27 protein-coding genes and 1 riboswitch are annotated in these 26,772 nt (G+C 70.5%); of the genes, 16 read left to right on the top strand and 11 right to left on the bottom strand.

Going from position 1 to position 26,772, the window contains the following annotated elements; all coding sequences use genetic code 11:
- Positions 1 to 47 precede the first annotated feature (47 nt).
- The gene (locus tag PV734_RS33440) at positions 48 to 1,844 is read right to left on the bottom strand and encodes an AMP-dependent synthetase/ligase (protein WP_319093524.1); all 1,797 of its coding nucleotides are present in this window, start codon (positions 1,842 to 1,844) and stop codon (positions 48 to 50) included.
- Between the two features lie 348 nt (positions 1,845 to 2,192).
- Here PV734_RS33440 and PV734_RS33435 point away from each other — a divergent pair, with 348 nt between their 5' ends.
- The 6 genes from PV734_RS33435 to PV734_RS33410 all read left to right on the top strand — a co-directional run bounded on the left by PV734_RS33435 (position 2,193) and on the right by PV734_RS33410 (position 7,564).
- Positions 2,193 to 2,948 (top strand): metallophosphoesterase family protein, encoded by a 756-nt coding sequence (locus PV734_RS33435; RefSeq protein WP_319093890.1) that lies wholly within the window; start codon positions 2,193 to 2,195, stop codon positions 2,946 to 2,948.
- 106 nt (positions 2,949 to 3,054) lie between these two features.
- The gene (locus PV734_RS33430) at positions 3,055 to 3,495 is read left to right on the top strand and encodes an SRPBCC family protein (protein WP_319093525.1); all 441 of its coding nucleotides are present in this window, start codon (positions 3,055 to 3,057) and stop codon (positions 3,493 to 3,495) included.
- Positions 3,496 to 3,710: 215 nt separating this feature from the next.
- Positions 3,711 to 4,925 (top strand): ArsA family ATPase, encoded by a 1,215-nt coding sequence (locus tag PV734_RS33425; protein ID WP_319093526.1) that lies wholly within the window; start codon positions 3,711 to 3,713, stop codon positions 4,923 to 4,925.
- A gap of 57 nt (positions 4,926 to 4,982) precedes the next feature.
- Positions 4,983 to 5,492: a DUF5304 domain-containing protein gene (locus PV734_RS33420; protein WP_319293363.1), complete on the top strand. Its 510-nt coding sequence runs from the start codon at positions 4,983 to 4,985 to the stop codon at positions 5,490 to 5,492.
- A gap of 158 nt (positions 5,493 to 5,650) precedes the next feature.
- Positions 5,651 to 6,604, top strand: a complete 954-nt coding sequence (locus PV734_RS33415; protein ID WP_319093528.1) for an ROK family glucokinase — start codon at positions 5,651 to 5,653, stop codon at positions 6,602 to 6,604.
- Between the two features lie 180 nt (positions 6,605 to 6,784).
- Positions 6,785 to 7,564: an endonuclease/exonuclease/phosphatase family protein gene (locus tag PV734_RS33410; RefSeq protein WP_319093529.1), complete on the top strand. Its 780-nt coding sequence runs from the start codon at positions 6,785 to 6,787 to the stop codon at positions 7,562 to 7,564.
- A 23-nt stretch (positions 7,565 to 7,587) separates the two neighbouring features.
- On the opposite strand, the gene PV734_RS33405 is transcribed toward PV734_RS33410, so the two are convergent.
- Both PV734_RS33405 and PV734_RS33400 read right to left on the bottom strand, forming a co-directional pair.
- On the bottom strand, positions 7,588 to 8,184 hold the full coding sequence (locus tag PV734_RS33405) for a hypothetical protein (RefSeq protein ID WP_319093530.1): 597 nt from the start codon (positions 8,182 to 8,184) through the stop codon (positions 7,588 to 7,590).
- Positions 8,177 to 9,058 carry an alpha/beta hydrolase gene (locus PV734_RS33400; RefSeq protein ID WP_319093891.1) on the bottom strand — a complete coding sequence of 294 codons (882 nt, stop codon included), beginning with the start codon at positions 9,056 to 9,058 and terminating at the stop codon, positions 8,177 to 8,179. The genes PV734_RS33405 and PV734_RS33400 overlap by 8 nt, the downstream gene beginning before the upstream one ends.
- Before the next feature lie 174 nt (positions 9,059 to 9,232).
- Here PV734_RS33400 and PV734_RS33395 point away from each other — a divergent pair, with 174 nt between their 5' ends.
- From PV734_RS33395 to PV734_RS33380, 4 genes are all read left to right on the top strand, one after another.
- The gene (locus PV734_RS33395) at positions 9,233 to 9,976 is read left to right on the top strand and encodes a lysophospholipid acyltransferase family protein (protein ID WP_319093532.1); all 744 of its coding nucleotides are present in this window, start codon (positions 9,233 to 9,235) and stop codon (positions 9,974 to 9,976) included.
- A 93-nt stretch (positions 9,977 to 10,069) separates the two neighbouring features.
- Complete coding sequence (gene macS, locus PV734_RS33390; RefSeq protein ID WP_319093533.1) at positions 10,070 to 11,257, top strand: MacS family sensor histidine kinase; 1,188 nt, start codon at positions 10,070 to 10,072, stop codon at positions 11,255 to 11,257.
- 104 nt (positions 11,258 to 11,361) lie between these two features.
- Positions 11,362 to 12,012, top strand: a complete 651-nt coding sequence (locus tag PV734_RS33385) for a response regulator (protein ID WP_415924308.1) — start codon at positions 11,362 to 11,364, stop codon at positions 12,010 to 12,012.
- 143 nt (positions 12,013 to 12,155) lie between these two features.
- Positions 12,156 to 13,184 carry a 6-phosphofructokinase gene (locus PV734_RS33380; RefSeq protein WP_319293361.1) on the top strand — a complete coding sequence of 343 codons (1,029 nt, stop codon included), beginning with the start codon at positions 12,156 to 12,158 and terminating at the stop codon, positions 13,182 to 13,184.
- 97 nt (positions 13,185 to 13,281) lie between these two features.
- Here the strand turns inward: PV734_RS33380 and PV734_RS33375 are convergent, their stop codons facing one another.
- On the bottom strand, positions 13,282 to 15,162 hold the full coding sequence (locus PV734_RS33375) for an anthranilate synthase family protein (RefSeq protein ID WP_319093535.1): 1,881 nt from the start codon (positions 15,160 to 15,162) through the stop codon (positions 13,282 to 13,284).
- A gap of 330 nt (positions 15,163 to 15,492) precedes the next feature.
- On the opposite strand from PV734_RS33375, the gene PV734_RS33370 reads away from it, so the two are divergent.
- Entirely contained in the window at positions 15,493 to 16,845 is a 1,353-nt protein-coding gene (locus PV734_RS33370) for a class II 3-deoxy-7-phosphoheptulonate synthase (protein WP_319293359.1), read from the top strand.
- A 210-nt stretch (positions 16,846 to 17,055) separates the two neighbouring features.
- Positions 17,056 to 17,283 carry a (2Fe-2S)-binding protein gene (locus tag PV734_RS33365; protein ID WP_319093537.1) on the top strand — a complete coding sequence of 76 codons (228 nt, stop codon included), beginning with the start codon at positions 17,056 to 17,058 and terminating at the stop codon, positions 17,281 to 17,283.
- A gap of 18 nt (positions 17,284 to 17,301) precedes the next feature.
- Here the strand turns inward: PV734_RS33365 and bfr are convergent, their stop codons facing one another.
- Positions 17,302 to 17,781, bottom strand: coding sequence for a bacterioferritin (gene bfr, locus PV734_RS33360; RefSeq protein ID WP_319093538.1), 480 nt, complete (start codon positions 17,779 to 17,781; stop codon positions 17,302 to 17,304).
- A 185-nt stretch (positions 17,782 to 17,966) separates the two neighbouring features.
- Between bfr and PV734_RS33355 the strand changes: the two genes are divergently transcribed.
- Positions 17,967 to 18,614 (top strand): molybdopterin-dependent oxidoreductase, encoded by a 648-nt coding sequence (locus tag PV734_RS33355; RefSeq protein ID WP_319293358.1) that lies wholly within the window; start codon positions 17,967 to 17,969, stop codon positions 18,612 to 18,614.
- An 18-nt stretch (positions 18,615 to 18,632) separates the two neighbouring features.
- On the opposite strand, the gene PV734_RS33350 is transcribed toward PV734_RS33355, so the two are convergent.
- From PV734_RS33350 to thiO, 6 genes are all read right to left on the bottom strand, one after another.
- The gene (locus PV734_RS33350) at positions 18,633 to 19,106 is read right to left on the bottom strand and encodes a DUF4396 domain-containing protein (RefSeq protein ID WP_319093540.1); all 474 of its coding nucleotides are present in this window, start codon (positions 19,104 to 19,106) and stop codon (positions 18,633 to 18,635) included.
- A 77-nt stretch (positions 19,107 to 19,183) separates the two neighbouring features.
- A complete protein-coding gene (locus PV734_RS33345) occupies positions 19,184 to 20,053 on the bottom strand; it encodes a deoxyribonuclease IV (RefSeq protein WP_319093541.1) in 870 nt (289 codons plus the stop codon).
- A gap of 34 nt (positions 20,054 to 20,087) precedes the next feature.
- The gene (gene pknB / locus PV734_RS33340) at positions 20,088 to 22,046 is read right to left on the bottom strand and encodes a Stk1 family PASTA domain-containing Ser/Thr kinase (RefSeq protein WP_319293356.1); all 1,959 of its coding nucleotides are present in this window, start codon (positions 22,044 to 22,046) and stop codon (positions 20,088 to 20,090) included.
- Between the two features lie 210 nt (positions 22,047 to 22,256).
- Positions 22,257 to 23,051 carry a thiazole synthase gene (locus PV734_RS33335; protein ID WP_319093543.1) on the bottom strand — a complete coding sequence of 265 codons (795 nt, stop codon included), beginning with the start codon at positions 23,049 to 23,051 and terminating at the stop codon, positions 22,257 to 22,259.
- Positions 23,052 to 23,054: 3 nt separating this feature from the next.
- Positions 23,055 to 23,255: a sulfur carrier protein ThiS gene (gene thiS, locus PV734_RS33330; protein ID WP_319093544.1), complete on the bottom strand. Its 201-nt coding sequence runs from the start codon at positions 23,253 to 23,255 to the stop codon at positions 23,055 to 23,057.
- On the bottom strand, positions 23,252 to 24,415 hold the full coding sequence (thiO, locus tag PV734_RS33325) for a glycine oxidase ThiO (protein ID WP_319093545.1): 1,164 nt from the start codon (positions 24,413 to 24,415) through the stop codon (positions 23,252 to 23,254). The genes thiS and thiO overlap by 4 nt, the downstream gene beginning before the upstream one ends.
- A riboswitch (TPP riboswitch) is annotated at positions 24,413 to 24,525 on the bottom strand. Its footprint overlaps the gene before it by 3 nt.
- 51 nt (positions 24,526 to 24,576) lie before the next feature.
- On the opposite strand from thiO, the gene PV734_RS33320 reads away from it, so the two are divergent.
- From PV734_RS33320 to PV734_RS33310, 3 genes are all read left to right on the top strand, one after another.
- Positions 24,577 to 24,939 carry a hypothetical protein gene (locus tag PV734_RS33320; protein ID WP_319093546.1) on the top strand — a complete coding sequence of 121 codons (363 nt, stop codon included), beginning with the start codon at positions 24,577 to 24,579 and terminating at the stop codon, positions 24,937 to 24,939.
- Positions 24,940 to 24,992: 53 nt separating this feature from the next.
- On the top strand, positions 24,993 to 26,231 hold the full coding sequence (locus PV734_RS33315) for an FAD-dependent oxidoreductase (protein WP_319093548.1): 1,239 nt from the start codon (positions 24,993 to 24,995) through the stop codon (positions 26,229 to 26,231).
- Between the two features lie 96 nt (positions 26,232 to 26,327).
- Positions 26,328 to 26,699 (top strand): Rv2175c family DNA-binding protein, encoded by a 372-nt coding sequence (locus PV734_RS33310; protein WP_319093549.1) that lies wholly within the window; start codon positions 26,328 to 26,330, stop codon positions 26,697 to 26,699.
- Positions 26,700 to 26,772 lie beyond the last annotated feature (73 nt).

The following is a 26,772-nucleotide window of genomic DNA, read 5'->3' as shown; positions in this document are numbered from 1 at the left end:
CAGGTCCGGCACCGGCTCGCGTACCGGCGCCCGCATCAACTCCTGTACTAACTCTGGTAGATCGCCTCGATCTCGTCCGCGTAGTCCTTCGCCACCACATTGCGCTTGAGCTTCAGGGACGGCGTCAGGTGGCCCGACTCCTCGGTGAACTGGGAGGCCAGAATGCGGAACTTCCGCACCGATTCCGCTTTCGACACCGCGGCGTTGCCGTCGTCGACCGCGCCCTGGATCACCGCGAGGAGATCCGGGTCATGGGCGAGCGACGCCGCGGTGGACCCGGCCGGTTTGCCGTGCTCGGCGGCCCAACGCCCCAGGAACTCCTCGTCGATGGTGACCAGCGCGCCCACGAACGGCCGCCCGTCACCCACCACCATGCACTCCCCGACCAGCGCGTGCGCGCGGATACGGTCCTCGATCACGGCCGGGGCGACGTTCTTGCCGCCCGCGGTGACGATGATCTCCTTCTTGCGGCCGGTGATGCTCAGGAAGCCGTCCTCGTCGAGGGTGCCGATGTCGCCGGTGTGGAACCAGCCGTCGGCCAGCGCCTCCTCGGTCGCACCGGGGTTGTTCCAGTACTCCTTGAAGAGGTGCTCGCCGTGCAGGAGCACCTCGCCGTCGTCGGCGATGCGCACGACCGAGCCGGGCAGCGGCTGGCCGACCGAGCCGATCTTCTGCCGGTCCCACGGGTTGAACGCGGTCGCCGCACAGGACTCGGTGAGGCCGTAGCCCTCAAGGACCGTGAAGCCGATCCCGCGGAAGAAGTGCCCGAGCCGCTCACCGAGCGGGGCGCCGCCGGAGATGGCGTACTCGCCCTTGCCGCCGAGGACCGCGCGCAGCTTGCTGTAGACGAGCTTGTCGAACGTCCTGTACTTGATCTTCAGCCCGAGGGACGGACCGGAGGGGGTGTCCAGCGCCCGGCTGTACAGGATCGCCGTGTCGGCGGCCTTGTCGAAGATCTTGCCCTTGCCGTCCGCCTGCGCCTTGGCCCGCGCCGAGTTGTAGACCTTCTCGAAGACACGCGGCACACCGAGGATCAACGTCGGCCGGAACGAGGCCAGTTCGTCGGTGAGGTTCTTGATGTCCGGGACCATGCCCAGCTTGATCGGCGCCATCATGGGCGCGATCTGCACCAGCCGGCCGAAGACGTGCGCGAGCGGCAGGAAGAGGAGGACCGAGCACTCGCCGGTCCGGAAGAGAGGCCGCAGCCGCTCGACGACGTTGCCGCACTCGGCGAAGAAGCTGCGGTGCGTCAGCACACAGCCCTTGGGCCGGCCGGTCGTACCGCTCGTGTACACGATGGTCGCCGGGTCGTCGGCCTTCGTCCGCGCACCGCGTTCCTCGACGGCCGCGTCGCTGACGTCCTGGCCCGCCCGCCCCAGCTCCTCCACCGCGCCCGCGTCGATCTGCCAGACGTGCTTCAGGTCGGGCAGTCGGTCGCGCACCGACTCGACGGAGGCGGCGTGGGCGTCCAACTCCACGATGACCGCGGTGGCCCCGGAGTCGCTGAGGATCCACTGCACCTGCTCGGCGGAGCTGGTCTCGTACACGGGTACCGTCACCGCGCCCGCGCACCAGATCGCGAAGTCGAACAGGGTCCACTCGTACCGCGTCCGGGACATCAGGGCGACCCGGTCGCCCTGCGCGATCCCGGAGGCGATGAGGCCCTTCGCGGCGGTGAGCACCTCGGCGAGGAAGGTCGTGGCCGTCACGTCCTGCCAGGCGCCGTCCACCTTGCGGGCGATGACGGCGACATCCGGATGCTGCGCGGCGTTTCGGCGGACGATGTCGGTCAGATTTCCGTCCGCGGGGACCTCGTACAAAGCCGGAAGGCTGAACTCGCGCAAGACTGCTGCTCCTCATAGGGCGCCGGCGCCACGACGTTGTGCGATGCGACGGTGCGGTCCATGGCTCGGGCAAGTACTCGCGGATCTCGTAGTTGAAATCCTGAGTACGACTGGACTGCCCGGACGTTACCCGCCGGTATGGCCTCTACGACAGGGGGACCGCCGAGATGTTCGCGGCATCACACGGGTTGGTGTCTTTTAACGCACAGTAGTGCACGGTTTTCTTGACTGACCAGTAAGCGTGAGCGACCCCCCTCTTCTGTTCACCCGCACCGCACACGCCTACCCTTGATCGCCATGGCACCCACACCGCGGGGCAACCCCCATGCGAAGAGGACGCGCGTTCACGTGGTCAGCGACGTGCACGGCAACGTGCGCGACCTGGCCGTGGCCGGTGTGGGCGCGGACGCCCTGATCTGTCTGGGGGACCTGGTCCTCTTCCTCGACTACGCCGACCACTCGCGCGGCATCTTCCCCGACCTCTTCGGCGCCGAGAACGCGAGCCGCCTCGTGTCGCTGCGCACCGCCCGCCGCTTCGAGGAGGCGCGCGAACTCGGGGCCCGGCTGTGGGCCGGCGTCGGCGCGGACCGGGCGACGGTGATCGAGAAGGCGGTGCGCAAGCAGTACGCCGAACTGTTCGCCGCGCTCCCGACCCCGACGTACGCCACCTACGGCAACGTCGACATGCCGACACTGTGGCCGGAGTACGCCGGACCGGGCACCCGTGTACTGGACGGGGAGCGGGTGGAGATCGGGGGCCGGACCTTCGGCTTCGTCGGCGGCGGCCTCCGGACGCAGATGCGCACGCCGTACGAGATCAGCGACGAGGAGTACGCGGCGAAGATCGAGGCGGTCGGCGAGGTCGACGTGCTGTGCACGCACATTCCGCCGGAGGTCCCGGAGCTGGTGTACGACACGGTCGCGCGCCGTTTCGAACGCGGCAGCCGCGCCCTGCTCGACGCGATCCGGCGTACGCGCCCCCGGTACGCCCTGTTCGGCCACGTCCACCAGCCGCTGGCCCGGCGGATGCGGATCGGCGGCACGGAGTGCGTGAACGTGGGGCACTTCGCGGGGAGCGGGCAGCCGTGGGTGCTCGAATGGTGACCGGGTCCGGGTGACAACGGCCCGCCCCGGGCGGGGTAGCCTTCACGCTGCACGTACGTGCGCACCGACCCTCCCTCACCGGACCGCATCTGGAGGAGCCACTTCGATGGCGGAATTCACCAGTTCGAGCATCACGATCGAGGCGGCACCCGACGAGGTGATGGCGGTGATCGCCGACTTCGCCCGTTACCCGGACTGGACCGGCGAGGTGAAGGAGGCCGAGGTCCTGAAGACCGACGCCCAGGGCCGCGCCGAGCAGGTCCGCCTGGTCATGGACGCCGGCGCGATCAAGGACGACCAGACCCTCGGCTACACCTGGACCGGCGACAACGAGGTCTCCTGGACCCTGGTCAAGTCGCAGATGCTGCGTGCGCTGGACGGCTCGTACATCCTGAAGCCGGCGGGCGCCGGGGCGACCGAGGTCACCTACCAGTTGACGGTGGACGTCAAGATCCCGATGCTCGGCATGATCAAGCGCAAGGCGGAGAAGGTCATCATCGACCGCGCGCTGGCAGGCCTGAAGAAGCGGGTGGAGGAACCCAAGTAGTTTTCCCACCCATCCACCCGTTTCCAGCCCGTTTGCCAGACATCCTCGAGACGCGCTGCCGTCCGCTCCTCCAGCGCCGGCTCCGCAACCTCCAGCGCCGGCCGGTACCAACCAGCCCGTCCGGCGATTGAGGACAAGGCCCGTTCAGGGCCGGAGCGGGGGTCTGGGGGCGCAGCCCCCAGGGGCGGGCGGCAACACCGGTACCGTTCACCCACATGCGCACAATCCTGCTCACCGGCCCCGGCGGCTCGGGCCGCACCACCCTCGCCGCGGCCACCGCACTGACCGCGGCGCGCGACGGCACCCCCACCCTCGTCCTCAGCACCGACCGCACCGACACCCTCGGCGCCGCCCTCGGCACCCCCACGGGCCCCACCCCCGTATCCGTACCGGGGACGCCCCATCTCACCGCCTGGCGACCCGACGCGGCGGAACGCTTCCGCGCCGACCTCACCGCCTTCCAGGACCGCGGCGCCAACGTCCTCGACTTCCTGGGCGCCTCCCGGCTCGACCCCGAGGAACTCACCCCCCTCCCCGGCGCCGAGGAACTCGCCCTGCTGCGCGCCCTGCGCGACGCCGCGCTCTCCGAGGCGTACGACCTCCTCGTCGTCGACCTCCCGCCCACCCCGCAGGCGCTCGCCCTCCTCGCCCTGCCCGACGAACTCCGCCGCTACCTGCGCCGCCTCCTCCCGGCCGAACGCCAGGCCGCCCGCGCCCTGCGCCCCGTACTGGGCCGCCTCGCCGGCGTCCCGATGCCCGCGGAGTGGCTGTACGAGGCCGCCGCCCGCTGGGACGTGGAACTGGCCGCCGTCACCGCGGTCGTCGAGGACCGGGACACCGTCGTACGACTGGTCGCCGAACCCGGCCCGGCCGGCGCCGACGCCGTACGCGCCGCGACCGTGGGACTCGCCCTGCGCGGCCTGCGCGCGGACGCCCTGATCGCCAACCGCGTCCTGCCGGAACCCTCGACCGATCCCTGGCTCGCCTCCGTCACCGCCCAGCAGCGCAAGACCCTGGAGGAGTGGCAGGAGACGCACGCCCTCCACCAGGTACCGCACCTCGGACACGACCCGCGAGGCACCGGCGATCTGGCCGCACTGCACGCCCCCGTCGTCAACCGGACCCCCGCCACCGTCGAGTGGCCCGTGACCGACCTGTCCGAGTCCCGACCGCCCTCGTCGAGCGGGGAGACCCCCACCGCCGACGACCGCGTGCTCGTCTGGCACATCCCGCTGCCCGGAGCGATACGCGACGAGCTCGACCTGGTCCGGCGCGGCGACGAACTCGTCCTCACCGTGGGCCCGTTCCGCCGTATCGTGCCGCTGCCCTCGGCCCTGCGCCGCTGCTCGGTGGCCGGCGCCGCCCTGCGCGACGGAGAGCTGAGGATCCGTTTCGCGCCGGACCCGGATCTCTGGCCGCAGGGACGATGAACCGCGTACGTCCATTCGGGTACCGTCGGAGAGACGAACCGTAGTCAGGAGTCCGCCATGAGCGAAGAGCGCCCCACATTCGACGCCGCTCGGGGAGAGGCGGCCGACGAAGCACCGTACGAGAGGCCCGACACCGACGCCGACGCGTGGGCGAAGGCCTGCGCCGAGGACCTCGCGGCGGAGAAGGCGCGCCGCCGGGCCCAGTACGGCCCGCCGCCCGGCTCCGCCGCCGAGGAACTGCGCAAACTCGTCGACGCGGTCTCGGACAAGCTGTCGTCCCTCCAGTCACCGCTGCTCGGCGCGGTCGCCCAGGGCACCGCCCAGCAGGTGGTGCGGCAGGTGGTCCAGCAGGCCAAGGCCGCCGTCGAACCGGTGATCGAACGGAACCCGGACGTCTTCGACCACCTGGCAGCCGCGGGCAACGAACTGCTCGCCGCCTACCGCTCGGCCGCCCAGTCCCAGGAACGCCGTTGGACGACCCGGCAGGCCGAGCGAGCGAGGACCCGCGACGAGGACGGCGGCGAGGGCACCGGTTCCGGCTCCGCCGAACGCATCGACCTGGACTGACCGCCACCGAAACCGCCACCGCCACCCGCACCGACACCGCCACTGAGACCCCTCAGTCATGTCCCGCCGGGCCGCCCACCGTACGGACGACGGGAACCCGGAGACAGTGCCTCGGGTACCGTTGCCCGTAGCGGGGCTCGACCGAAACTGAGGGATTCATGGGACTCACCATCGGCGTCGACATCGGCGGCACGAAGATCGCGGCCGGCGTGGTCGACGAGGAAGGCAACATCCTCTCGACCCACAAGGTGCCGACCCCGGGCACGCCCGAGGGCATCGTGGACGCCATCGCCGCCGCCGTCGAGGGCGCGCGCGCCGGGCACGAGATCGTGGGCGTCGGCATCGGCGCCGCCGGATACGTGAACCGCCAGCGATCCACGGTCTACTTCGCTCCCAACATCGACTGGCGCGAGGAACCGCTGAAGGACAAGGTCGAGGCACGCGTGGGCCTGCCGGTCGTCGTCGAGAACGACGCGAACGCGGCGGCCTGGGGCGAGTACAAGTTCGGCGCGGGCAAGGGCCACCGCAACGTCATCTGCATCACCCTCGGCACCGGTCTCGGCGGCGGCATCATCATCGGCAACAAGCTGCGCCGCGGCCACTTCGGCGTGGCCGCCGAGTTCGGGCACATCCGCGTGGTCCCGGACGGGCTGCTGTGCGGCTGCGGCAGCCAGGGCTGCTGGGAGCAGTACGCGTCGGGACGCGCCCTGGTGCGCTACGCCAAGCAGCGCGCCAACGCGACCCCGGAGAACGCCGAACTGCTGCTGTCCCTCGGCGACGGCACCCCCGAGGGCATCGAGGGCAAGCACATCTCGATGGCCGCGAGACAGGGCGACGCCGTCGCCGTCGACTCCTACCGCGAACTGGCCCGCTGGGCCGGCTCCGGCCTCGCCGACCTGGCCTCCCTCTTCGACCCCTCCGCCTTCATCGTCGGCGGCGGACTCTCGGACGAGGGCGAACTGGTCCTCGACCCCATCCGCAGGTCCTACAAGCGCTGGCTGGTGGGCGGCAACTGGCGCCCCGTCGCCGAGGTCATCGCCGCCCAACTGGGCAACAAGGCAGGCATGGTGGGCGCGGCGGACCTGGCAAGAGAACCCGACCCGATCATGTAGAACCCCGGTACCTGTGGCTGCTCGCCGTCCCCTCCGAAGAAGGGGACGGCGAGCAGCTTTGCTTTTAGGGGCGCGGGGAACTGCGCGACAAGCCACAGTGAGCCCGTCGGACGGCCAACCACCGCACCCCCCACGGCGAGTTCCCGCCATCCCTTACCCCACCTCCGTATCTTGACCCCCATGGCGACGAACTCCCCGCTCCCCAACTCCCACACGAACCCCGACGGTTCCGCCGTCATCCGAGTCCTCAGCTACAACATCCGCTCCATGCGAGACGACACCACCGCCCTCGCAAGAGTCATCACCGCCTGCGCCCCCGACCTCGTCCTCATCCAGGAAGCCCCCCGTTTCTTCCGCTGGCGCAAGAAACTCGCCCGCCTCGCAGCCGCCTCCGGCCAGGTACTCCTCACCGGCGGCGCCACCGCGGCCGGCCCCGCCGTGCTCTGCTCCCTGCGCGCGACCGTCGAACACACCGAGGACGTCCTTCTCCCCCTCACCCCCGGCCACCACCGGCGCGGCTTCGCGACGGCGGTCGTCCGCTTCGGGGACGCCCGGCTCGGCGTACTGAGCTGCCACCTCAGCCTGCAGAAGGACGAGCGGTACGAGCAGTCGGGCCTGCTCCTCGACCGCCTCGCCGCGCTGGACGTACCGCACGCCGTCGCGGGCGGCGACCTCAACGAACGCCCCACCGGCCGCAGCTTCCGGCGCCTGGCCGCCGGCCTCCAGGACTGCTGGGCCACCGCCCCCTGGGGTACGGAGCTCACCTCGACGCCCGCCGACCCCCACCAGCGGATCGACGCCATCCTGGCCACGTCCGGCATCGAGGTCCTCGGCTGCGGGGTGCCGACGGGGCTTCCCGGCGTGACGGAGACAGACCTGAGGGCGGCCACGGACCATCTGCCGGTCCTGGCCGCCCTCAGAATCCCCGTGTCCCGGACTCCTGGATCGTCCTCCGAGTAGGACGGTGAGCCGGACGGTGGTCGTCAGACCACCGCGCCCCGCCCCGGATCCTGCTCGTCGTCCTCGTCGCCCTTCATCCGCATCACCAGCGTCGCGAAACCGCCGAGGAACCCGCCGATGGCCAGCGTCGTCAGCCACCAGGTCATGTCCCAGCCCAGGAGCACGGCGAGCAACAGCAGCACCGGACCGCCGAGCACCGCCAGCCAGGCGAACCGGGCGGTCGTGTCGGAGGCCGGCAGCGCAGGCGGCTCCGGCGGCACGAAGTGGCCCTCGTCGTCATCGTCGAAGTCGTCCTCCGACGCGTCCGGCGTCGAGTAGTCGCGCGGGCCGCCGACGCCCGGCGCGAAGGCGACGGAGCTGCCCAGCGGCTTCACGGGCTGGCCGTCGCCCTTGGCCACCTTGTCGGCGTTGCCCTTCGGGTCGGGGTCGACCGGGTCCCCCGTGTCGTCGTTGGTGTCCGGTTCGAGCAGCGCCAGATCCTCGACGGACTTGAACGGCTTGGCGCCCGGCGGGTCCGGCGGCTCGTCGCCGTACGCCTCCACGATCGCGGCCCACGCGGCCGCCTCGTCGAAGGGCACACCCTTCTCCTCCGGCTCGCGGTCGGAGTCGTGCTCAGCCACCCGTGGCCGTCCCTTCCTGCTGCCCCACTTGGTCTCCCTGCCGGCTCTGGCGCGGCACCCGCGCATCGCCGGCACCAGGCCCAACCGAGCCCTCACTGTCCTCTGTGTCCCTGGACTCCTTGCCGGCCGCGGGTGCGAGCCGGAGGACGAACGCGTGGCTCTCCTCGAAGATCCTGTCCGCATCATGGTCCAACGTCGCGACGTGGTAGCTCTGTTCCAGCACGATCTCCGCCACGTCCGTGGACGACACCCGGCTCAGCACCCGGGCGGAGTCCGCCGCCGGCACCACATGGTCCGCCCGGCTGCGCAGCAGCAGCATCGGCTGGGTGACCTGCGGCAGTTCGCCGTCGACCAGGCGGTAGAACGTCCGCATCGAGTGCGCCGCGTGCAGCGGAACCCTGGGGTAGCCGACCTCGGCGACGCCCTCCTTCTTGATGTCGCTCACGATGCCGGGCACCGAGGGCACGAGATGACGCACCACCGGAAGGGCGTACCCGGCAAGACCGTGCACCTTGTTCGCCGGGTTGACGACCACGATGCCGCTGATCCGGTCGCCGTACCGCGCGGCGAGCCGCAGGGTCAGCGCGCCGCCCATCGACAGGCCGAAGACGAACACCTGGGTGCAGCGCTCCAGCAGCGCGCGCAGCTCGCGGTCCACCTCCGCGTACCAGTCCTGCCAGCCGGTGAGCTGCATGTCCTCCCAGCGCGTGCCGTGCCCGGGCAGCAGCGGCAGCGAGACGGTCAGTCCACGCTCGGCGAGGTACTCCGCCCAGGGGCGCAGCGACTGCGGGGAACCGGTGAAACCGTGGCAGAGCAGGACTCCGACCTCCCCGCCCTCATGGCGGTACGGCTCGGCTCCAGGAAGGACCGGCACCATCGGTCTCCTGTTCATGGGGTGGGTGACTGGGGTGGGTGATCACGCGGGGAAGCCACGAGGCTTCGAGGCGTACTTCACCGTACGCGACCGCACTGACACCGACCAGGGCCGTCGGGTTGTTTGACAGTGCCGCGGGTTAAGGTCTGATCCACAGACACAGGAGGCAGTCGGTTGCTGTACGGCGCGATGAAGGTTTCCGTCGGGGTCCCACTGAAGGTCGCCTTCAGGCCCTGGGTGGAGGGCCTGGAGAACGTTCCGGCCGACGGCCCGGCGATCCTGGCGAGCAACCATCTGTCCTTCTCCGACTCGTTCTTCCTCCCCGCGGTCCTCGACCGCAAGGTCACCTTCATCGCGAAGGCCGAGTACTTCACGACCCCGGGGCTCAAGGGCCGGCTGACCGCCGCCTTCTTCAAGGGCGTCGGCCAGCTCCCCGTGGACCGCTCCGGGGCGCGCGGCGCGGGCGAGGCCGCCATCAAGAGCGGGGTCGACGTCATCGAGCGCGGTGAGCTGTTCGGCATCTACCCGGAGGGCACACGCTCACCGGACGGCCGCCTGTACCGGGGCAAGCCCGGCGGCCTCGCGCGCGTGGCACTGGCCACCGGGGCGCCGGTCATCCCGGTGGCGATGATCGACACCGAGAAGATCCAGCCGCCGGGCAAGGTGATGCCCAAGCTGATGCGCCCCGGCATCCGTATCGGCAAGCCCCTCGACTTCAGCCGGTACAACGGCATGGAACACGACCGCTTCGTGCTCCGGGCCGTGACCGACGAGGTCATGTACGAGATCATGAAGCTCTCCGGCCAGGAGTACGTCGACATCTACGCGTCGGCCGCCAAGCGCCGGATCTCGGAGGCGGCGAAGGCGGAGAAGCAGGCGCAGAAAGCCCTGGAGAAGGAACGGTCGGGCAACAAATAGCGGTACCAGGGGGCGGGTTCGGGGATGGGCGGGGACATGGCCGTACGCGAGAGAGCCGTACGTGAGAAAGCCGGACGTCCGAAAGTCATGCGGATGTCGGTCGAGCAGCCGCTGTGGCGCGCGCTGGCCGGCTACCGGGTGCTCACCATGCTGTACGCGGTGGGGTTCTTCGCCACCGCCTACGACGGGTTCCGGCGTCCCTGGGTCGCCGTCGCCTACTACTGCGTCCTGTTCCTCTGGACCCTGCTCACCCTGCCCTGGGTCGCGAACGCGGCCAGCTGCACCAAGCGCTTCCTCGCCGCCGACCTCACGATCGCCCTCACAGGCATCCTCCTCACGCCCATCGCCGACACCCACGAACGCGTCCAGTCGGGCGGCCCGACCCTGCCGTCGATATGGACCGCGGGCGCCGTCCTGGCCTTCGCGATCAAGGGCGGCTGGCGCTGGGCGGCCTTCGCCTCGACGCTGGTCGCCGTCGTGAACCTGATCGAGCGCGGCACCCCGGCCCGTGACACCGTCCACAACGTGATCCTGGTGTGGGTCGCCTCCATAGCCATCGGGTACGTCGTCGAGGTCGCCCGCGCCTCCGAGCGCACCCTCGCCCGCGCCCTGGAGATCGAGGCGGCGACCCGTGAACGGGAGCGGCTCGCCCGGGACATCCACGACAGCGTCCTGCAGGTACTGGCGATGGTGCAGCGGCGTGGCGCGGTGCTCGGCGGCGAGGCGGGCGAACTGGGCCGGATGGCCGGCGAGCAGGAGGTCGCGCTGCGCGCTCTCGTCTCCGGCGGCCTCGTACCGGAGTCGGGGGCCCCGGCGTCCGGGGCGGCCGTGCACGCCGCGGGAGAGCCGGACTCGCCGGACCCGGTGGACCTGCGCACCCTGCTCGTGCCGTACGCCACCTCGACGATCACGCTCTCCGAGCCCGGCGCCCCCGTCCCGCTCGCCCGGGCCGCCGCGAAGGAGCTGGCCGCCGCGGTCGGCGCCGCCCTGGACAACGTACGGAAGCATGCCGGGGAGGGTGCCCGGGCCTGGATCCTCGTCGAGGACGAGCCGGACTCGGTCGTCGTGACCGTGCGCGACGACGGGCCGGGCATCCCGGACGGGCGGCTCGCGCAGGCCGAGGGCGAGGGGCGGCTCGGCGTGGCCCAGTCGATCCGCGGCCGGCTGCGCGACCTCGGAGGCGACGCCGAACTGATCTCGGTGCCGGGGCAGGGCACCGAGGTCGAACTGACGGTACCGAAGGACATGGGAACGGCACGGGGGAAGGCGGAGCGGCGATGACGGACACCGCGAACGAGAACGGCAACGAGAACGGCAACGAGAACGAGGCCATGAGCGGGAACGGGACGGGGATCGGGGGAGGCGGCCGAGGCCCCCTGCGGGTCATGGTCGTGGACGACCACCCCATGTGGCGCGACGCGGTCGCCCGCGACCTGGCCGAGTCCGGGTTCGACGTGGTCGCCACGGCGGGCGACGGCGAGCAGGCCGTACGCCGGGCCCGCGCCGTCTCACCGGACGTGCTCGTGCTTGACCTGAACCTGCCCGCCAAGCCAGGCGTCCAGGTCTGCAAGGAGCTCGTCGGTTTCAACCCCGCCCTGCGTGTCCTGGTCCTCTCGGCGAGCGGCGAGCACGCGGACGTCCTGGAGGCGGTGAAGTCGGGCGCGACCGGCTATCTGCTGAAGTCGGCCTCGACGGAGGAACTCGTCGACGCGGTGCGCCGTACGGCGGTCGGTGACCCGGTGTTCACGCCGGGGCTGGCCGGTCTGGTCCTCGGCGAGTACCGCCGGCTGGCCTCCGACCCGGATCCGGCCGTGGGTCCCGACGAGCCCAGGGCCCCGCAGCTCACCGACCGGGAGACGGAGGTGCTGCGGCTGGTGGCCAAGGGGCTGAGCTACAAGCAGATCGCCGAGCGCCTGGTCATCTCCCACCGCACGGTCCAGAACCACGTCCAGAACACCCTGGGCAAGCTGCAGTTGCACAACAGGGTGGAACTGGTGCGGTACGCCATACAGCGCGGCCTGGACGACGACGAATAGGCCGCGCCCGCATCCCGTACGCCGGTCCGGCCGAGATCAACTACCGCACAATTCACCGGAATTGACCTTCCCGCCCATCCCAAAGTGACCTGCATCACCATTAGCGTGAGCTTGGCAGGCATCCGCGGCGAAGGGACATTTCCATGCGCGTCGGAGTACTCACCGGAGGCGGCGACTGCCCCGGGCTCAACGCCGTCATCCGGGCCGTCGTCCGCAAGGGCGTACAGGAGTACGAGTACGAGTTCGTCGGCTTCCGGGACGGCTGGCGAGGTCCGCTGGAGGGCGCCGGTGTGCGCCTCGACATCCCCGCCGTACGCGGCATCCTCCCGCGCGGCGGCACCATCCTCGGCTCCTCGCGGACCAATCCCCTCAAGCAGGAGAACGGCATAGCCCGGATCCGGGAGAACCTCGCCTCGATGGGGGTCGACGCGCTCATCGCCATCGGTGGCGAGGACACCCTCGGCGTCGCGGCCCGCCTCAACGACGAGTACGGGGTGCCGGTCGTCGCCGTACCGAAGACGATCGACAACGACCTGTCCGCCACCGACTACACCTTCGGCTTCGACACCGCGGTCGGTATCGCGACGGAGGCGATCGACCGTCTGCACACCACCGCCGAGTCGCACATGCGCGTTCTGGTCTGCGAGGTGATGGGCCGCCACGCCGGCTGGATCGCCCTCCACTCGGGCCTCGCCGGCGGGGCCAACGTCATCCTCATCCCCGAACAGCGCTTCGACACCGAGCAGGTGTGCGCCTGGGTGACCTCGCGCTTCAGGTCGTCGTACGCCCCGATCGTGGTCGTCGCGGAGGGAGCCATGCCCAAGGACGGCGACATGGTGCTGAAGGACCAGACCCTCGACTCCTTCGGGCATGTGCGCCTGTCCGGCGTCGGCGAATGGCTGGCCAAGGAGATCGAGAAACGGACGGGCAAGGAGGCGCGCACCACGGTGCTGGGCCACATCCAGCGCGGTGGCACCCCCAGCGCCTTCGACCGCTGGCTCGCCACCCGCTTCGGCCTGCACGCCATCGAGGCGGTCCGCGACGGCGACTTCGGCAAGATGGTCGCCCTGCGCGGCACGGACATCGTCCGTGTCCCGATCGCGGAGGCCACGGCGAGACTCAAGACGGTCGACCCGAAGCTGTACGAGGAGGCCGGCGTGTTCTTCGGCTGAGAGCGGTGTGTGGCCGTGCGCGCGGTTCCCCGCGCCCCTGCTTTTCAGGGGTGCGGGGAACCGCGCGACAAGCCCCCACCGGACCCGCGGGCGAGAACTACCGCGCTCGCAGGGACTGCACCTCCGCCACCAACTCCCGTACGACACTCGCCCCGTTCAGCGTCAGCACCGACTCCGGATGGAACTGCACACCCGCGAACCCGGGCCCCCGCAGCGCGTGCACCTCCCCGCTCGCGCTCCGGCTGACCTCGACCTCGCGCGCCGCCAGCCCGCCGGCGGCCTCGTCGTCGCAGTACGCCACGAAGCTGTTGTAGAAGCCGACGGTCTCCGCCCGACCGAACAGATCGATCTCCGTCTGCGCGCCCTGGTAGGGGACCTCCTTGCGTACGATCCCCAGCCCCAGCTCCGCCGCGATCAGCTCGTGCCCGAGACAGACCCCGAGGACACCGTGCCGATGGTCCCGCACGACCTCGGTGGTCAGTTCACGCAGGAACCGCATCTTCGGGTCGGCCAGGTCACCCGGATCACCGGGGCCGGGCCCGAGAACCAGCGGCCCCTCATGCCGTACGACGGCGTCCCGCAGTCCCGGTTCGTCGTAGCGCCGCACGGTCACATCGAGGCCCGACGAGCGCAGGACGTGCGCGAGCATCGCCGTGAAGGTGTCCTCGGCGTCGACGACCAGGGCGTGCCCGGTCAGCTCCCGCGTCCGCTCCTGCATCCGCAGCCAGAACGGCGCCAGTGAGGCCCGCCGTCCGTCCAGCGCGGCCCGCACCCGGGCGTCGTCCATGAGCCGCGGCCGTACGCCCTCCTCCCGGGCCCTCCCCGGTACGACACCGAGCGCGGCCAGCACCCCGGCCGCCTTCGCGTGGGTCTCGGCGACCTCGCCCGCCGGGTCCGAGCCACGGACGAGCGTGGCACCGACCGGCACCCGCAGCCGTCCGTCCGCGGAGATGTCGGCGGTCCGGATGAGGATCGGCGAGTCGAGGGTCTGTGCCCCGACAGCTCCTTCCCGCCCGCCCCCCGAATCCCGCCCGACCAGCGCCAACGCCCCCGCGTAGTACCCACGCCCGCCGACCTCGTGCCGCTCGATCACCCGGCAGGCGTTCTGCACGGGGGACCCGGTCACGGTCGCCGCGAACATGGTCTCCTTCAGGACCTCCCGCACATCCAGCGAGGACCGCCCCCGCAACTCGTACTCCGTGTGCGCGAGATGGGCCATCTCCTTCAGCCGTGGCCCCACCACGACCCCGCCCATGTCGCCGACGGTGCACATCATCTTGAGCTCCTCGTCGACGACCATCGACAGCTCCTCGATCTCCTTGCCGTCGGCGAGGAAGGAGAGCAGATGCTCGGGGGTCGGCCCCTCGGCCGGATAGCGGTACGTCCCGCTGATCGGGTTCATCACCACGGTCCCGCCGGACATCCGCACATGCACCTCGGGGCTCGCCCCGACCAGCGTGCGCTCCCCGTCGTGCACGACGAACGTCCAGTACGCACCCCGCTCCCCGACCAGCAGCCGCCGGAACAGCGCGAGGGCGTCGGCGCGTCCGAACCCCGGGATCTCACCCTCGTACGTCCGCCGGATGACGAAGTTGGCCCCCTCGCCGCGCCCGATCTCCTCCCGCAGCACCCGCCCGACGATCTCCGCGTACTCCTCGTCACCGACGTCGAAGCCACCGCCCTCGACCCGCACGTCATGGGCGGGAAGCTGGGAGAGCGCCTCCGCCAGCGGGATCTCGTACCTCTCCTCGGGCGTGAGCACCGAGAGCGGGGTGCCGTCGTCGCGGACGTCGAAGCCGCGCTCGCGGATCTGGCGGAAGGGGATGAGGGCGAGTCCCTCGTCGGGGATGTCGGCGAGCCGGTCGTACGTGGTCACCGGGCCGAGCAGCAGTTCGACCACATCGTGATCGTGGCCGGGTGTGCGGCGGCGGAGCAGGGCGAACGGGCGGTCGTCGTGCGGGAGCCGGTCAAGGCGCATGGTTCCTCGTTCCTCATCCATCGTCGGTCGAGTGGGAGGAACGGCCCGGTGCGGAAGTCCGCGGAAACACCGAAGGCCGCCCCTCGGGCGGCCTTCGCGAAGTCCTGTGTACGCGCGATTCAGTGGGCCGCCGAGTGAGCGGGCCACCACCAGTTCTGGTTCTGGGTCGAGTGCGCGAACATGCGACGGACCATACACCAGCGGACGCGGGCGGATCGTGAACCGGCGCGCGGACCGGCCGTTCCGCTCACCGGACCCGAACGAGCGAACCGCGTCTCACTTGATGAGCAGGCGGATGGACGCCCGACACGACCCCGTAATGTTGGGGCCGTGACCGTGAACGCTAAGACCAGCGCGAGCGCTGGCAACACCTGGCGAGACCTGCCCGCGGCGCAGCAGCCCGAGTACCCCGACACCGAGGCTCTGCGCGCAGTCGTTGCGGAGCTCGAGTCGTATCCGCCGCTCGTCTTCGCGGGCGAGTGCGACCAGCTGCGCGCCCGGATGGCGGCCGTCGCCAAGGGAGAGGCGTTCCTCCTCCAGGGTGGCGACTGCGCCGAGTCCTTCGACGCCGTCGGGGCCGACCACATCCGCGCGAAGCTGAAGACCCTCCTCCAGATGGGCGCCGTCCTCACGTACGCGGCCTCCGTGCCGGTGGTGAAGGTCGGCCGGATCGCGGGTCAGTACTCGAAGCCGCGCTCCAAGGGCACCGAGACCCGTGGCGGCGTGACCCTGCCGACGTACCGCGGTGACTCGGTCAACGGCTTCGACTTCGACGAGAAGTCCCGGATCCCGGACCCCGAGCGGCTGAAGCGGATGTACAACGCGTCCGCCTCCACGCTCAACCTGGTCCGCGCCTTCACCACCGGCGGCTACGCCGACCTGCGCCAGGTGCACGCCTGGAACCAGGACTTCGTGAAGTCGTCCCCGTCCGGACAGCGGTACGAGCAGCTGGCCCGCGAGATCGACAACGCGCTGAACTTCATGCGTGCCTGCGGGACGGACCCGGCCGAGTTCCAGACGGTCGAGTTCTACTCCTCGCACGAGGCGCTGCTGCTGGACTACGAGTCGGCGCTCACCCGCGTCGACTCCCGCACCGGACGGCTCTACGACGTCTCGGCGCACATGGTGTGGATCGGTGAGCGCACCCGGCAGCTGGACCACGCGCACATCGAGTTCGCCTCGCAGATCCGCAACCCCATCGGCATCAAGCTCGGCCCGACGACGACGGCCGAGGAGGCGCTGCAGTACATCGAGCTTCTCGACCCGGACCGTGAGCCGGGCCGGCTGACCTTCATCGTCCGTATGGGCGCCGACAAGGTCCGCGACAAGCTGCCCGAGCTGGTCGAGAAGGTCACCGCCTCGGGCGCGACCGTCGCCTGGATCACCGACCCGATGCACGGCAACACCTACGAGGCGGCCTCCGGTCACAAGACCCGCCGCTTCGACGACGTGCTCGACGAGGTCAAGGGCTTCTTCGAGGTCCACAAGGAGCTGGGTACGCACCCCGGCGGTATCCATGTGGAGCTGACGGGCGACGACGTCACCGAGTGCGTGGGCGGCGGCGACGAGATCTTCGTCGACGACCTGCACCACCGTTACGAGACGGCCTGTGACCCCCGGCTGAACCGCAGCCAGTCGCTCGACCTGGCGTTCCTCGTCGCGGAGATGTACCGGGACCAGTAGGGGACCAGCGGTAGCAGATCACCAGTTGTAGCGCCTGTTACCGGCGCGTGCCGTGGGGCGCGGATCACATACGATCCGCGCCCCACACCACTTTTCGGGCACCCGCGATCCGGGTAAGGTTAGGTTTGCCTCACCGATCAAGCGGGGGTCTGCGGACATCCTTGGCCTCGGTACGGCACGGCCTTTGTACCCCGTCGGGAGGTGACCCGCGTGTTCGTCTGCAACTGCTTCGGAGTGACCGAGGCCCAGGTGAAGAAGCATGCGGCGGACGGCGCCTGTACTCCCCGGCAGATAGCGTCGGCCTGCAAGGCGGGCACGGACTGCGGCTCGTGCGTACGACGTATCCAGGCGCTGCTGGGCAGGGGGGCCTACCCGACCCGTGGGCTCGTGGACGAGGGCGCGCCGGTCCTGGCCGAACAGCTGGACGAGGCGGCCTGACCCGGCCGGACAGGGTTCTCAGCTCTCCGGCTGCTCGATCAGCTGCGCGATGTAGAGCGCCTCGCCGAGCTTCTCCACCAGTTCCAGCTGGGTGTCCAGGTAGTCGATGTGGTGCTCCTCGTCCGCGAGGATCGACTCGAAGATGTTCGCGGACGTGATGTCGCCCTTGCCGCGCATGACCTCGACACCGCGCTTGAGGCGGTCGATCGCCTCGACCTCGACCTGCCGGTCCGCCTGGAACATCTCCGTGAGCGTCTGTCCCACCCGCACATGGAAGAGCCGCTGGTAGTTCGGCAGGCCCTCCAGGAACAGGATGCGGTCGGTGAGGATCTCCGCGTGCTTCATCTCGTCGATCGACTCGTGCCGCGTGTACTTCGCGAGCTTCGTCCAGCCGAAGTTCTCCTGCATTTTCGCGTGCAGGAAGTACTGGTTGATCGCCGTGAGTTCGGCGGTCAGCTGCTCGTTGAGGAATTCGATGACCTCGGGGTCGCCCTGCATCGCAGAGGCTCCTTCCAAGCGGGGGACTGGGGGAGGTTGCCGCCGAATGATTGCATCGCCAAGGAAGATCGTCCAGTAAGTGCGTACTTAGTAAGTAAGGGCATGCTTAGTCCAAGTTATCCGGACTTGATGGACTCTGGACGGCCTGGTCATGCGCGGTCTTCGTGGTCTGTCAGGATGGAGTCATGGGTCAGCCGGTGGAAAATGAATCGGGAGAGCGCGATTCAGGAGGTGCGGCACAGCCCGAATTGCCGCCGGGGCAGCGCATGCAGCGCGGCTGGCCGGTCACCCATTACGGGCCGGTGCCCAAATTCCGCCCCGAGCGCTGGGAGTTCAGGGTTTTCGGCGCCACGGCCGACGGCGAGAAGCACTGCTGGAACCACGCGGAGTTCACGGCCCTTCCGTACGCGTCCGTCATGGCCGACCTGCACTGCGTCACGAAGTTCAGCATGCTCGGCGCCGAGTGGGGTGGAATTCCGGCACGGACGATCATCGAGGCCGCTCCGCCGGCGGCCGAGGCCACGCATGTCATGGTCTGGGCGGAATACGGCTTCAGCTCGAATCTCCGACTGGCCGACTTCGTCTCCGACCGCACGATCTTCGCCACCCACAAGGACGGCGAACTCCTCACCGCGGAACACGGCTTCCCCCTCCGGCTGGTGGTGCCCCACCTGTACGCCTGGAAGGGCCCCAAGTGGGTGCGCGGGGTCGAGTACATGACCGCCGACCGGCGCGGCTTCTGGGAGGAACGCGGCTACCACAACGTCGGCGACCCCTGGCGCGAGCAGCGCTACTCGTACCAGGAGGAGCCGGGCGACGGCCCCGAGCTCTGAGCCTCCGGGGCGCCGGGGTCAGTGGTGGTACTGGTGCACGACCGCGTGGCCCTTGCCGCGGCCGATCGTCCACTTGTTGACCGGCGTGGTGACGACGAAGGCGATGGCCAGTGAGATCGCCAGCGCGCCCCAGAACAGCAGGTCGTCGAGTTGGGCGTCCATCGCGCCCGGCCACAGCACGATCACGCCGTTGTCGACCAGCTCCATCACGGCGATCGACAGCGTGTCCGCGGCCAACGCCACCCGGACGGCCGTACGGAGGCCGACGCCGGCCCTCAGAACGCCGCGCAGGGTGAGCGAGTAGCCGAAGACGAAGGCCAGCACGATCGCCAGCACGGTGGTGGGCAGATTCCCCCAGCCGAACGCGGTGCCGACGACCATGCCGAGCACCTCGCCGATGGCGCAGCCGGTGAGGCAGTGAAGGGTGGCCTGGACGGCCACGGTCCAGGACGCGGCCGGCGTGTGCTGGTGTGCGTGTGTCTCGTGTTCCATGGGTACCCCCGGTGTCACGTGGTCACGGTTGCCTGCACTCGCCAGCAATATACCCCCCTGGGGTATTCCCGCATTCGCTATCCGTCCCGGAGTTTCTTCAGCCGCTCCACGTCCGCCGCATGCCCCTCCTTCCCGCCGGGCGTCTCGATGATCAGAGGTACGCCCTCGGTCGCGGGGTGCGTCATCAGCGCGCGGAACGGATCCTCGCCGATATGGCCCGCGCCGATGTTCTCGTGCCGGTCCTTGTGCGCGCCGACCACGTCCTTGGAGTCGTTGGCGTGGATCAGCTTCAGCCGCCCCTCGCCGACCGTGTCGACGAGCAGATCGAGGGTCTGGTGCATTCCGGTGGGCCCGGTCAGGTCGTGCCCGGCGGCGAAGATGTGGCAGGTGTCGAGACAGACGCCGAGCTTCGGATGGGCGTCGAGCGCCTCGAAGTACGGCCCGAAGTCCCAGGTGCGCGAGCAGAGGGAGGAGCCCTGCCCGGCGGTCGACTCCAGAAGCAGATACGGGTCGTCGTCATGGGTGAGCTCGTCGAGCAGCGGCAGCAGATGTTCCCGTACCTGTTTGAGCGCCACGGACCGCTCCCGCCCGCCGGTCGCGCTCCCGGTGTGCACCACCACGCCCAGCGCGCCGATCTCCCGCCCGCGTCGCAGCGAGTGCCGCAACGATTCCACGGACCGCTCGACGGTCGCCTCGGTGTGCGAGCCGAAGTTGATCAGATACGGGGCATGGACGTACGCCGGGATCGCGCCCTCGGCGCAGGCCGCCCGGAACTGTTCGTCCTGCCGGGGACTGCCGACGGGTGTCGCCCAGCCGCGCGGGTTGGCGACGAAGACCTGCACGGTCTCGGCCTGGAGGTCACGGGCGTAGGACAGGCCGACGGAGTGGAGACCGCCGGCCACGGGAACATGGCCGCCGACGGGGTTGCGGAGCTGCTTGCTGGTCACCCGTTCAGGGTGTCACGCGACGCTCCGCCTCCCGTCAGCGGATCGTGATGGTGATCTTCGACCCCTTGGGGGCGGTGTCCCCGCCGTCCACGGACTGCTTCTTCACCGTGTCGCCGAAGAGCCCGAGGATCCCGCGGTCCTCGTCGACCGTGAACCCGGCACCCTCCAGGGCCGTCCTCGCGTCGTCGACGCTGTCACCCACGACGTCCGGGACCTCGATCATCTCGGGGCCCTTGGAGACCGTCAGCGTGACCGTGTCGCCCTCGGCCGCCTCGCTGCCGCCCACCGGAGACTGGACGGCGACCTGACCCTTCTCGAACTCGTCCGAGGTGACGGTCCTGGTGGCGACCTCGACCTTGAGCCCCGCCTGCTCCAGCTCGGCCTGGGCGTCGGCGAGGCTCGCGCCGGTCACGTCGGAGACCTCCACCGGGCTGCCCTTGCTGACGACGAGGGCGACCGCGGAACCCGCGCGCCGCTCGGTGCCGGGATCCGGGCTCGTGCTGATCACGGAACCCCGGGGCACCTCCTCGCTGAACTCCCGGGTGACCATGCCCGGCTCCAGACCGTTCCGCTTCAGCAGTGCTCTGGCCTTGTCGAGGCGGAGGCCCGTGACCTGGGGCACGGGCACCGTCTCCGGCCCCATGGAGATGGTCAGCGTCACGGTGTCGTTGACCCGGATGCGCGCATTGACGTCGGGGTCCGTACGGATGACAGCTCCGCGAGCCACCGTGTCGCTGTAGGCCTCCTCCTTGGTGGCCTCGAGCCCGGCTTTCTTCAGCCGCTCCCTCGCCTGTGCCTCAGACTGCGTCAGCACCGCCGGGACATGCGTGAACTGCCCGGAGTTGATGTACCAGACGCCCGCACCCACACCGAGGACCAGCAGTACGGCGGCGACGAGGATGGCGATCGGCGCACGTCGTCTCGGACTCCGCGCGGCCCGCCGGGAGGGCGGGGCGGGCGCCGGGGGAGCGCCGACAGCACCCAGCACACTGGTCCGGTTCAACCGCCGCTCGTCGACCGGGGGTTCGTCCTCGTTGACGGGCAGGGGCCGCGGCACGGACAGCGCGCGCGGGATCACACTCGTCAGGTTCTCCGCGTTGCCGTGCCCCGAGGTGATGGCCTGCGGCGGTACGGCGTCCAACTGGTCGGTGTCGAGCGAGCCGCGCGTCTCCAGGACCTGCGAGAGCAGCGCCACCGCGTCGTACGGGCGGATGTCCGCGTTGCGCGCGGTGGCCGAGGCGACCAGCGCGTCCAGCTCGAAGGCCAGCCCCGGTACGAGGGACGAGGGCGGCGGCACGTCCTCGTGCAGGTGCTTGTAGAGCACCAGCGCGGGGGAGTCGCCGTAGTGCGGCTGGTCGCCGGTCAGCATCTCGTAGAGGACGATGCCGCAGGCGTACACGTCGACCCGGGGATCGGTGGTGCCGCTCTCGATCTGCTCGGGCGCGAGGTAGGAGACGGTGCCGAGGACGGAGCCCGTCGTGTTGGTGACCGTGTCCACGGCCCGCACGAGCCCGAAGTCGGCGACCTTGACCCGACCGTCGTCCCCTATCAGCACGTTCTCGGGCTTCATGTCGCGGTGCACGAACCCGGCCCGGTGCGCGGCACCGAGGGCGGCGAGCACGGGCTCCAGGATGTCGAGCGCGGCCCTCGGCTGGAGCGCTCCGCGCTCGCGCAGCACGTCACGCAGGGTGCAGCCGGCGATGTACTCCATGGCCAGATAGACGTACGACCCGTCCGCGCCCTGGTCGAAGACCTGTACGACGTTGGGGTGCGCGAGCCGGGCCACGGACTTCGCTTCACGGATGAACCGTTCGACGAAGGACACGTCGGCGGCGAGTGTCGGATGCATCACCTTGAGTGCGAGCACACGGTCGAGGCGGGTGTCCACGGCCCGGTAGACCGTGGCCATCCCACCGACCGCGATCCGCGCGTCGACGCGATAGCGGCTGTCGAGCACCTGCCCGACGAGAGGGTCCTGAAGGGTCGTGTCCACGCAGGTGAGTGTACGAGCCGCCGCTGACAAGGCCGTAGTTTCGGCCAGGAACGCACAGGAAAGCAGCGGGACTGAAGCCGACCTGTGACGCGGATCGCACGGGAAGGCCGCCGATGGCGCGGAGCCCCCACAGGAGAACTGGACCTGTGAACGGGCTCGAAGCGGGTGGCGCACGGGTGGGAGATCAAACGGGAGGGGAGCGCCGGGTGTCTAGAAAGCAGGTCGCTCGGGATCCAACGCCGCCAGCCCGGCAACAGGCGACGACGCCGTGGCAAAGTGACGCCGGGGAATCCGACCCGCCCGGTAGGCCAACCTCCCCGCCGAAACCCCGTACCGCATCCCCTCCGCCATCAACACCGGCTCCCGCGCCCGGGTCACGGCGGACGCCAGCATCACCCCCGCACACCCCAACTCCATGGCCAACGCCACATCCGACGCGGTCCCGGCCCCGGCGTCCAGAATCACCGGCACACGCGCGTGCTCCACGATCAGCTGGAAGTTGTGCGGGTTGCGGATCCCCAGCCCCGACCCGATGGGCGACCCCAGCGGCATGACCGCGGCGCACCCCACGTCCTCCAGCTTCCGTGCCAGTACCGGGTCGTCGTTCGTGTACGGCAACACCGTGAAGCCGTCCTCCACCAGCACCTCCGCCGCGTCCAGCAGTTCGACCGGATCCGGCAGCAGCGTCCGCTCGTCGGCGATGACCTCCAGTTTCACCACGTCCGTACCGAGCGCCTCCCGGGCCAGCCGAGCCGTCAGCACGGCCTCGCCGGCGGTGAAGCATCCCGCGGTGTTGGGCAGCACCTGGATGCCGAGGCGCTCCAGCACCGACAGCACCGACCCGTGCACCGACGGGTCGACGCGCCGCATCGCGACCGTCGTCAGCTCCGTGCCGGAGGCCACCAGCGCCCGCTCCAGCACGTCGAGGCTGGGCGCACCCCCCGTACCCATGATCAGCCGGGACGTGAAGGTCGTACCACCGAGGACGAAGGGATCGTCGGCCATGGCTCAGCCTCCCTGGACGGCGGTGAGGACTTCGACGCGGTCCCCCTCGGAGAGGGGGGTCGCCGACCACCGCGCGCGCGGGACGACGGTTTCGTTGAGCGCGGCGGCCACCCCGGAGGGCGCCGGGGTCAGGGTCCGCACCAGAGCGTCGAGGGCGGTGTCGGGGGAGACCTCGCGCCGTAGGCCGTTCACCAGGATGTTCATACGAGCTGCTCCATGCGTACGGTGTCGAACCGGCGGGGCGTGAAGGCCCGGGCCTCGTCGGGCAGTTCACCGGTGGCCAGGACGGTGGCCATGGCGTCTCCCGTGACCGGCGTCAGCAGCACGCCGTTCCGGTAGTGGCCCGTGGCCACCAGAAGTCCCTCCAGCGCGGTCGGGCCGAGCAGTGGCGCGTTGTCCGGGGAGCAGGGGCGCAGTCCGGCCCGCGTCTCCGTCAGGGGCAGCTCGGTGATCCCGGGGACGAGTTCATGGGCGTCGCGCAACAGCTCGTACACGCCGCCCGCCGTGACGGTCGTGTCCCAGCCCAGCTCCTCGCTCGTCGCCCCGACGACCAGCTCCCCGTTCTCACGCGGCACCAGATAGACCTGGCTCCCGCGCACCACGGCCCGGACGGTCCGGCTCAGGAACGGCGCGTACCGCTCCGGCACGGTCACCCGGACCACCTGCCCCTTCACGGGCCGTACGGGCGGCAGAACGGCCTCCGGAACCCCCGCGAGGCGTCCGCTGAGGCTGCCTCCGGCCAGCACGATCGATCCGGCGGCCAGTTCGTCGCCGGCGGAGTCGGTGACCGCGGCGGCCCGTCCCCGCCGTACGTCGAGCCGTTCGGCCCACGTCCGGCGCAGCACCACGCCGGTCCGCTCGCAGACGTCCACCAGCGCCGCGGCCAGCCGCCGCGGGTCGATCTGGTGGTCGCCGTCCACCCGGAGACCCCCTCGCACGCCCGGCGCGAGCATCGGCTCCAGGCGTCGGCACTCACGCCCCGAGAGCCACTCCGACTCCAGGCCCGACCGCTGCTGCAGGGCGTGCAGTTCGCGCAGTTCGGCGCGGTCGTCGGCGTCGAGCGCGACGGCGAGTGTGCCGCAACGGCGGTAGCCGAGGTCGCGGCCGGTCAGCTCGGTGAGCTCGGCCACGAAGTCCGGATAGCGGCGGGCCGACTCCAGGTTCAGCCCCAGCAGGGTCTGCTCGCCGTGGTGCAGTTCCGTGACTGCGGCCAGCATGCCGGCCGCCACCTGTGCGGCCCCACCGCCCGGCACGGGATCCACGACGGTCGTGGCGAGCCCGCGCTGAGCGGCCCGCCAGGCCGTCACCAGCCCGATGATCCCGCCGCCGACGACAACGACGTCCGAGGTGTGCGTACGCGACATGGGCGTCCAGCCCCTCCCTTCGCCGGCATGACCCGGATCAGGTTCGTACGGTCGGAGGCCGCCCAGCCTCCCTCTCAGCCCGGTGCGTCCGGGCTCCCGCGAGTGCTTACGCTGATCAGCCTAGCCCGCAGAGCAACTCACATGTAAGGGAGCCTCCGACCATGCCCCGCTCGCTCGACGGTCTCGTCCTCGCCCCGGTCACGGACCAGGCGCCGGGTCAGGTGGGTACGCGCACCCGGTTCACCTACCACGAGCGGGACGGTGAGATCTGGGCCGAGTACACGGGCGGAGATGTCGTACGCGGCCGTCTCGTGGGTACGCGGGAGGGTGACCGTCTCGACTTCCGGTACGTGCAGCTGAAGCACGACGGGACGACCTCCTCCGGCCACTGTGTCTCCGAGGTGACCGAACTGCCCGACGGGCGGGTGCGGTTGGCGGAGACCTGGGAGTGGGAGTCGCAGCCGGGCAGCGGGACGAGCGTGGTGGAACAGGTCGAACGAGCCGAGGACGCGGGTGTGCAGTAGGTCACTTCCCGCGCCCCCTGACTGACAATTTGTCAGTTGTCTATGGTGATCGAGTGAGTGAGCAGACGCAGGCACAGGGCACAGAAGGCGGGTCGCGGCCCCGACATGTGGTCGTCGTGGGCGCGGGCATGGCCGGGGTGCAGACCGCGGTCGCGCTGCGGGAGCAGGGGTTCACCGGCACCGTCACACTCCTCGGCGCCGAACCCCATCAACCGTACGACCGGCCGCCGTTGTCCAAGGCCGTCCTGCTCGGCAAGGCGGAGGGCTCCGCCTTCGACGTCGACTTCGAGGCCCTCGACATCGAACTGCTGCTCGGGCGCGAGGTGCTGGGCGTCCGCGCCGGCGAACACGAACTGGACACCGCGGAGGGACCGGTCCCGTACGACGTCCTGGTGCTCGCGACCGGCGCCGAACCGATCCGGCTGCCGGGCACCGAGGGCGTACCCGGTGTACATCTGCTGCGTACCCTCGACGACGCCGAGCGGCTGCGGCCCGTCCTCGCGCGCCAGCACGACATCGTGGTCGTCGGGGCCGGCTGGATCGGCGCCGAGTTCGCCACCGCCGCGCGCGAGGCGGGCTGCGCCGTCACCGTCGTCGAGGCCGCCGACCGGCCGCTCGCGGGCGCCCTGCCCGCCGAGGTGGCCGCGCCGATGGCCGCCTGGTACGCCGACAGCGGCGCCTCGTTGCGCACCCACGCGCGCGTGGCACGCGTCGAGCCCGGCGCGGTGGTGCTCGACGACGGCTCTCGGCTGCCCGCGGGCGCCGTCGTCGTCGGCATCGGCGCCCGCCCGGCCACCGCCTGGCTCGTCGGCTCGGGAATCGCCCTGGGCGACCACCGGGAGGTCGTCGCCGACGACCACCTGCGCACCTCCGTGGCGGACGTCTACGCGGTCGGCGACTGCGCATCCTTCCCTTCGGGAAGGTATGGCCGGCGCCTTCTGGTCCACCACTGGGACAACGCCCTCCAGGGACCCCGAACCGTCGCCGCGAACATCATCGGGGAGTCCCCGGCGGCCTACGACCCGGTCCCGTACTTCTGGTCGGAGCAGTTCGGCCGTTTCGTCCAGTACGTCGGCCACCACCAGTCCGCCGACACCACCCTGTGGCGTGGTGACCCGTCCGGCCCCGCCTGGACGGTCTGCTGGCTGCGGGAGGGCCGCCTGGTCGCCCTGCTGGCCGTGGGCCGCCCCCGGGACCTGGCCCAGGGGCGCCGGCTGGTCGAGGCGGGTTCCCTGATGGACGCCGAGGCGCTGACCGACCCGTCCAGGCCGCTGAAGGCGGCCACGGCGTAGTCCGACGGGGCTCGACACGGCCTCGGCGCCACCGTAACGGCCCAGGTCGCAGGGGCCCCGCTTCCGACTGTCAGTGCGGGATGGCAGGCTTGTCCCGTGACCGAGATTGACGCAAAGACCGATGCTCTCGTCCCTGCCTGGCTCACGCTGCCCGACATCGCGGAAATCCTCGACATCGAGGTGACGCGCGTCCGGCAGCTGGTCAAGGATGGCCAAGTGATCGCCGTACGCCGTGGTGAGAACCGTGCGCTGCACGTGCCCGCCGCATTTATCGACGGGGTCGAGCAGAAGGTCGTCAAGGGCCTCACCGGCACCCTGACGCTCCTGCGGGACGACGGCTTCTCCGACGAGGAGATGCTGGAGTGGCTCTTCACTCCCGACCCGAGCCTGCCCGGCACCCCCGCGCAGGCCCTCAGTGAGAATCGCGGCACGGAGGTGAAGCGCCGCGCCCAGGCGCTCGCCGTCTGAGCCGACCAGCCGTTCGGTGTGCGGACGGTTGTCCGCACACCGCCACACCACGCAGGGGCGCGCCCGGGAGAAC

This window comes from Streptomyces sp. AK08-02, from assembly GCF_033795085.1.
Lineage (GTDB): Bacteria > Actinomycetota > Actinomycetes > Streptomycetales > Streptomycetaceae > Streptomyces > Streptomyces echiniscabiei.
This window is presented reverse-complemented; position numbering and strand designations above follow the sequence as displayed.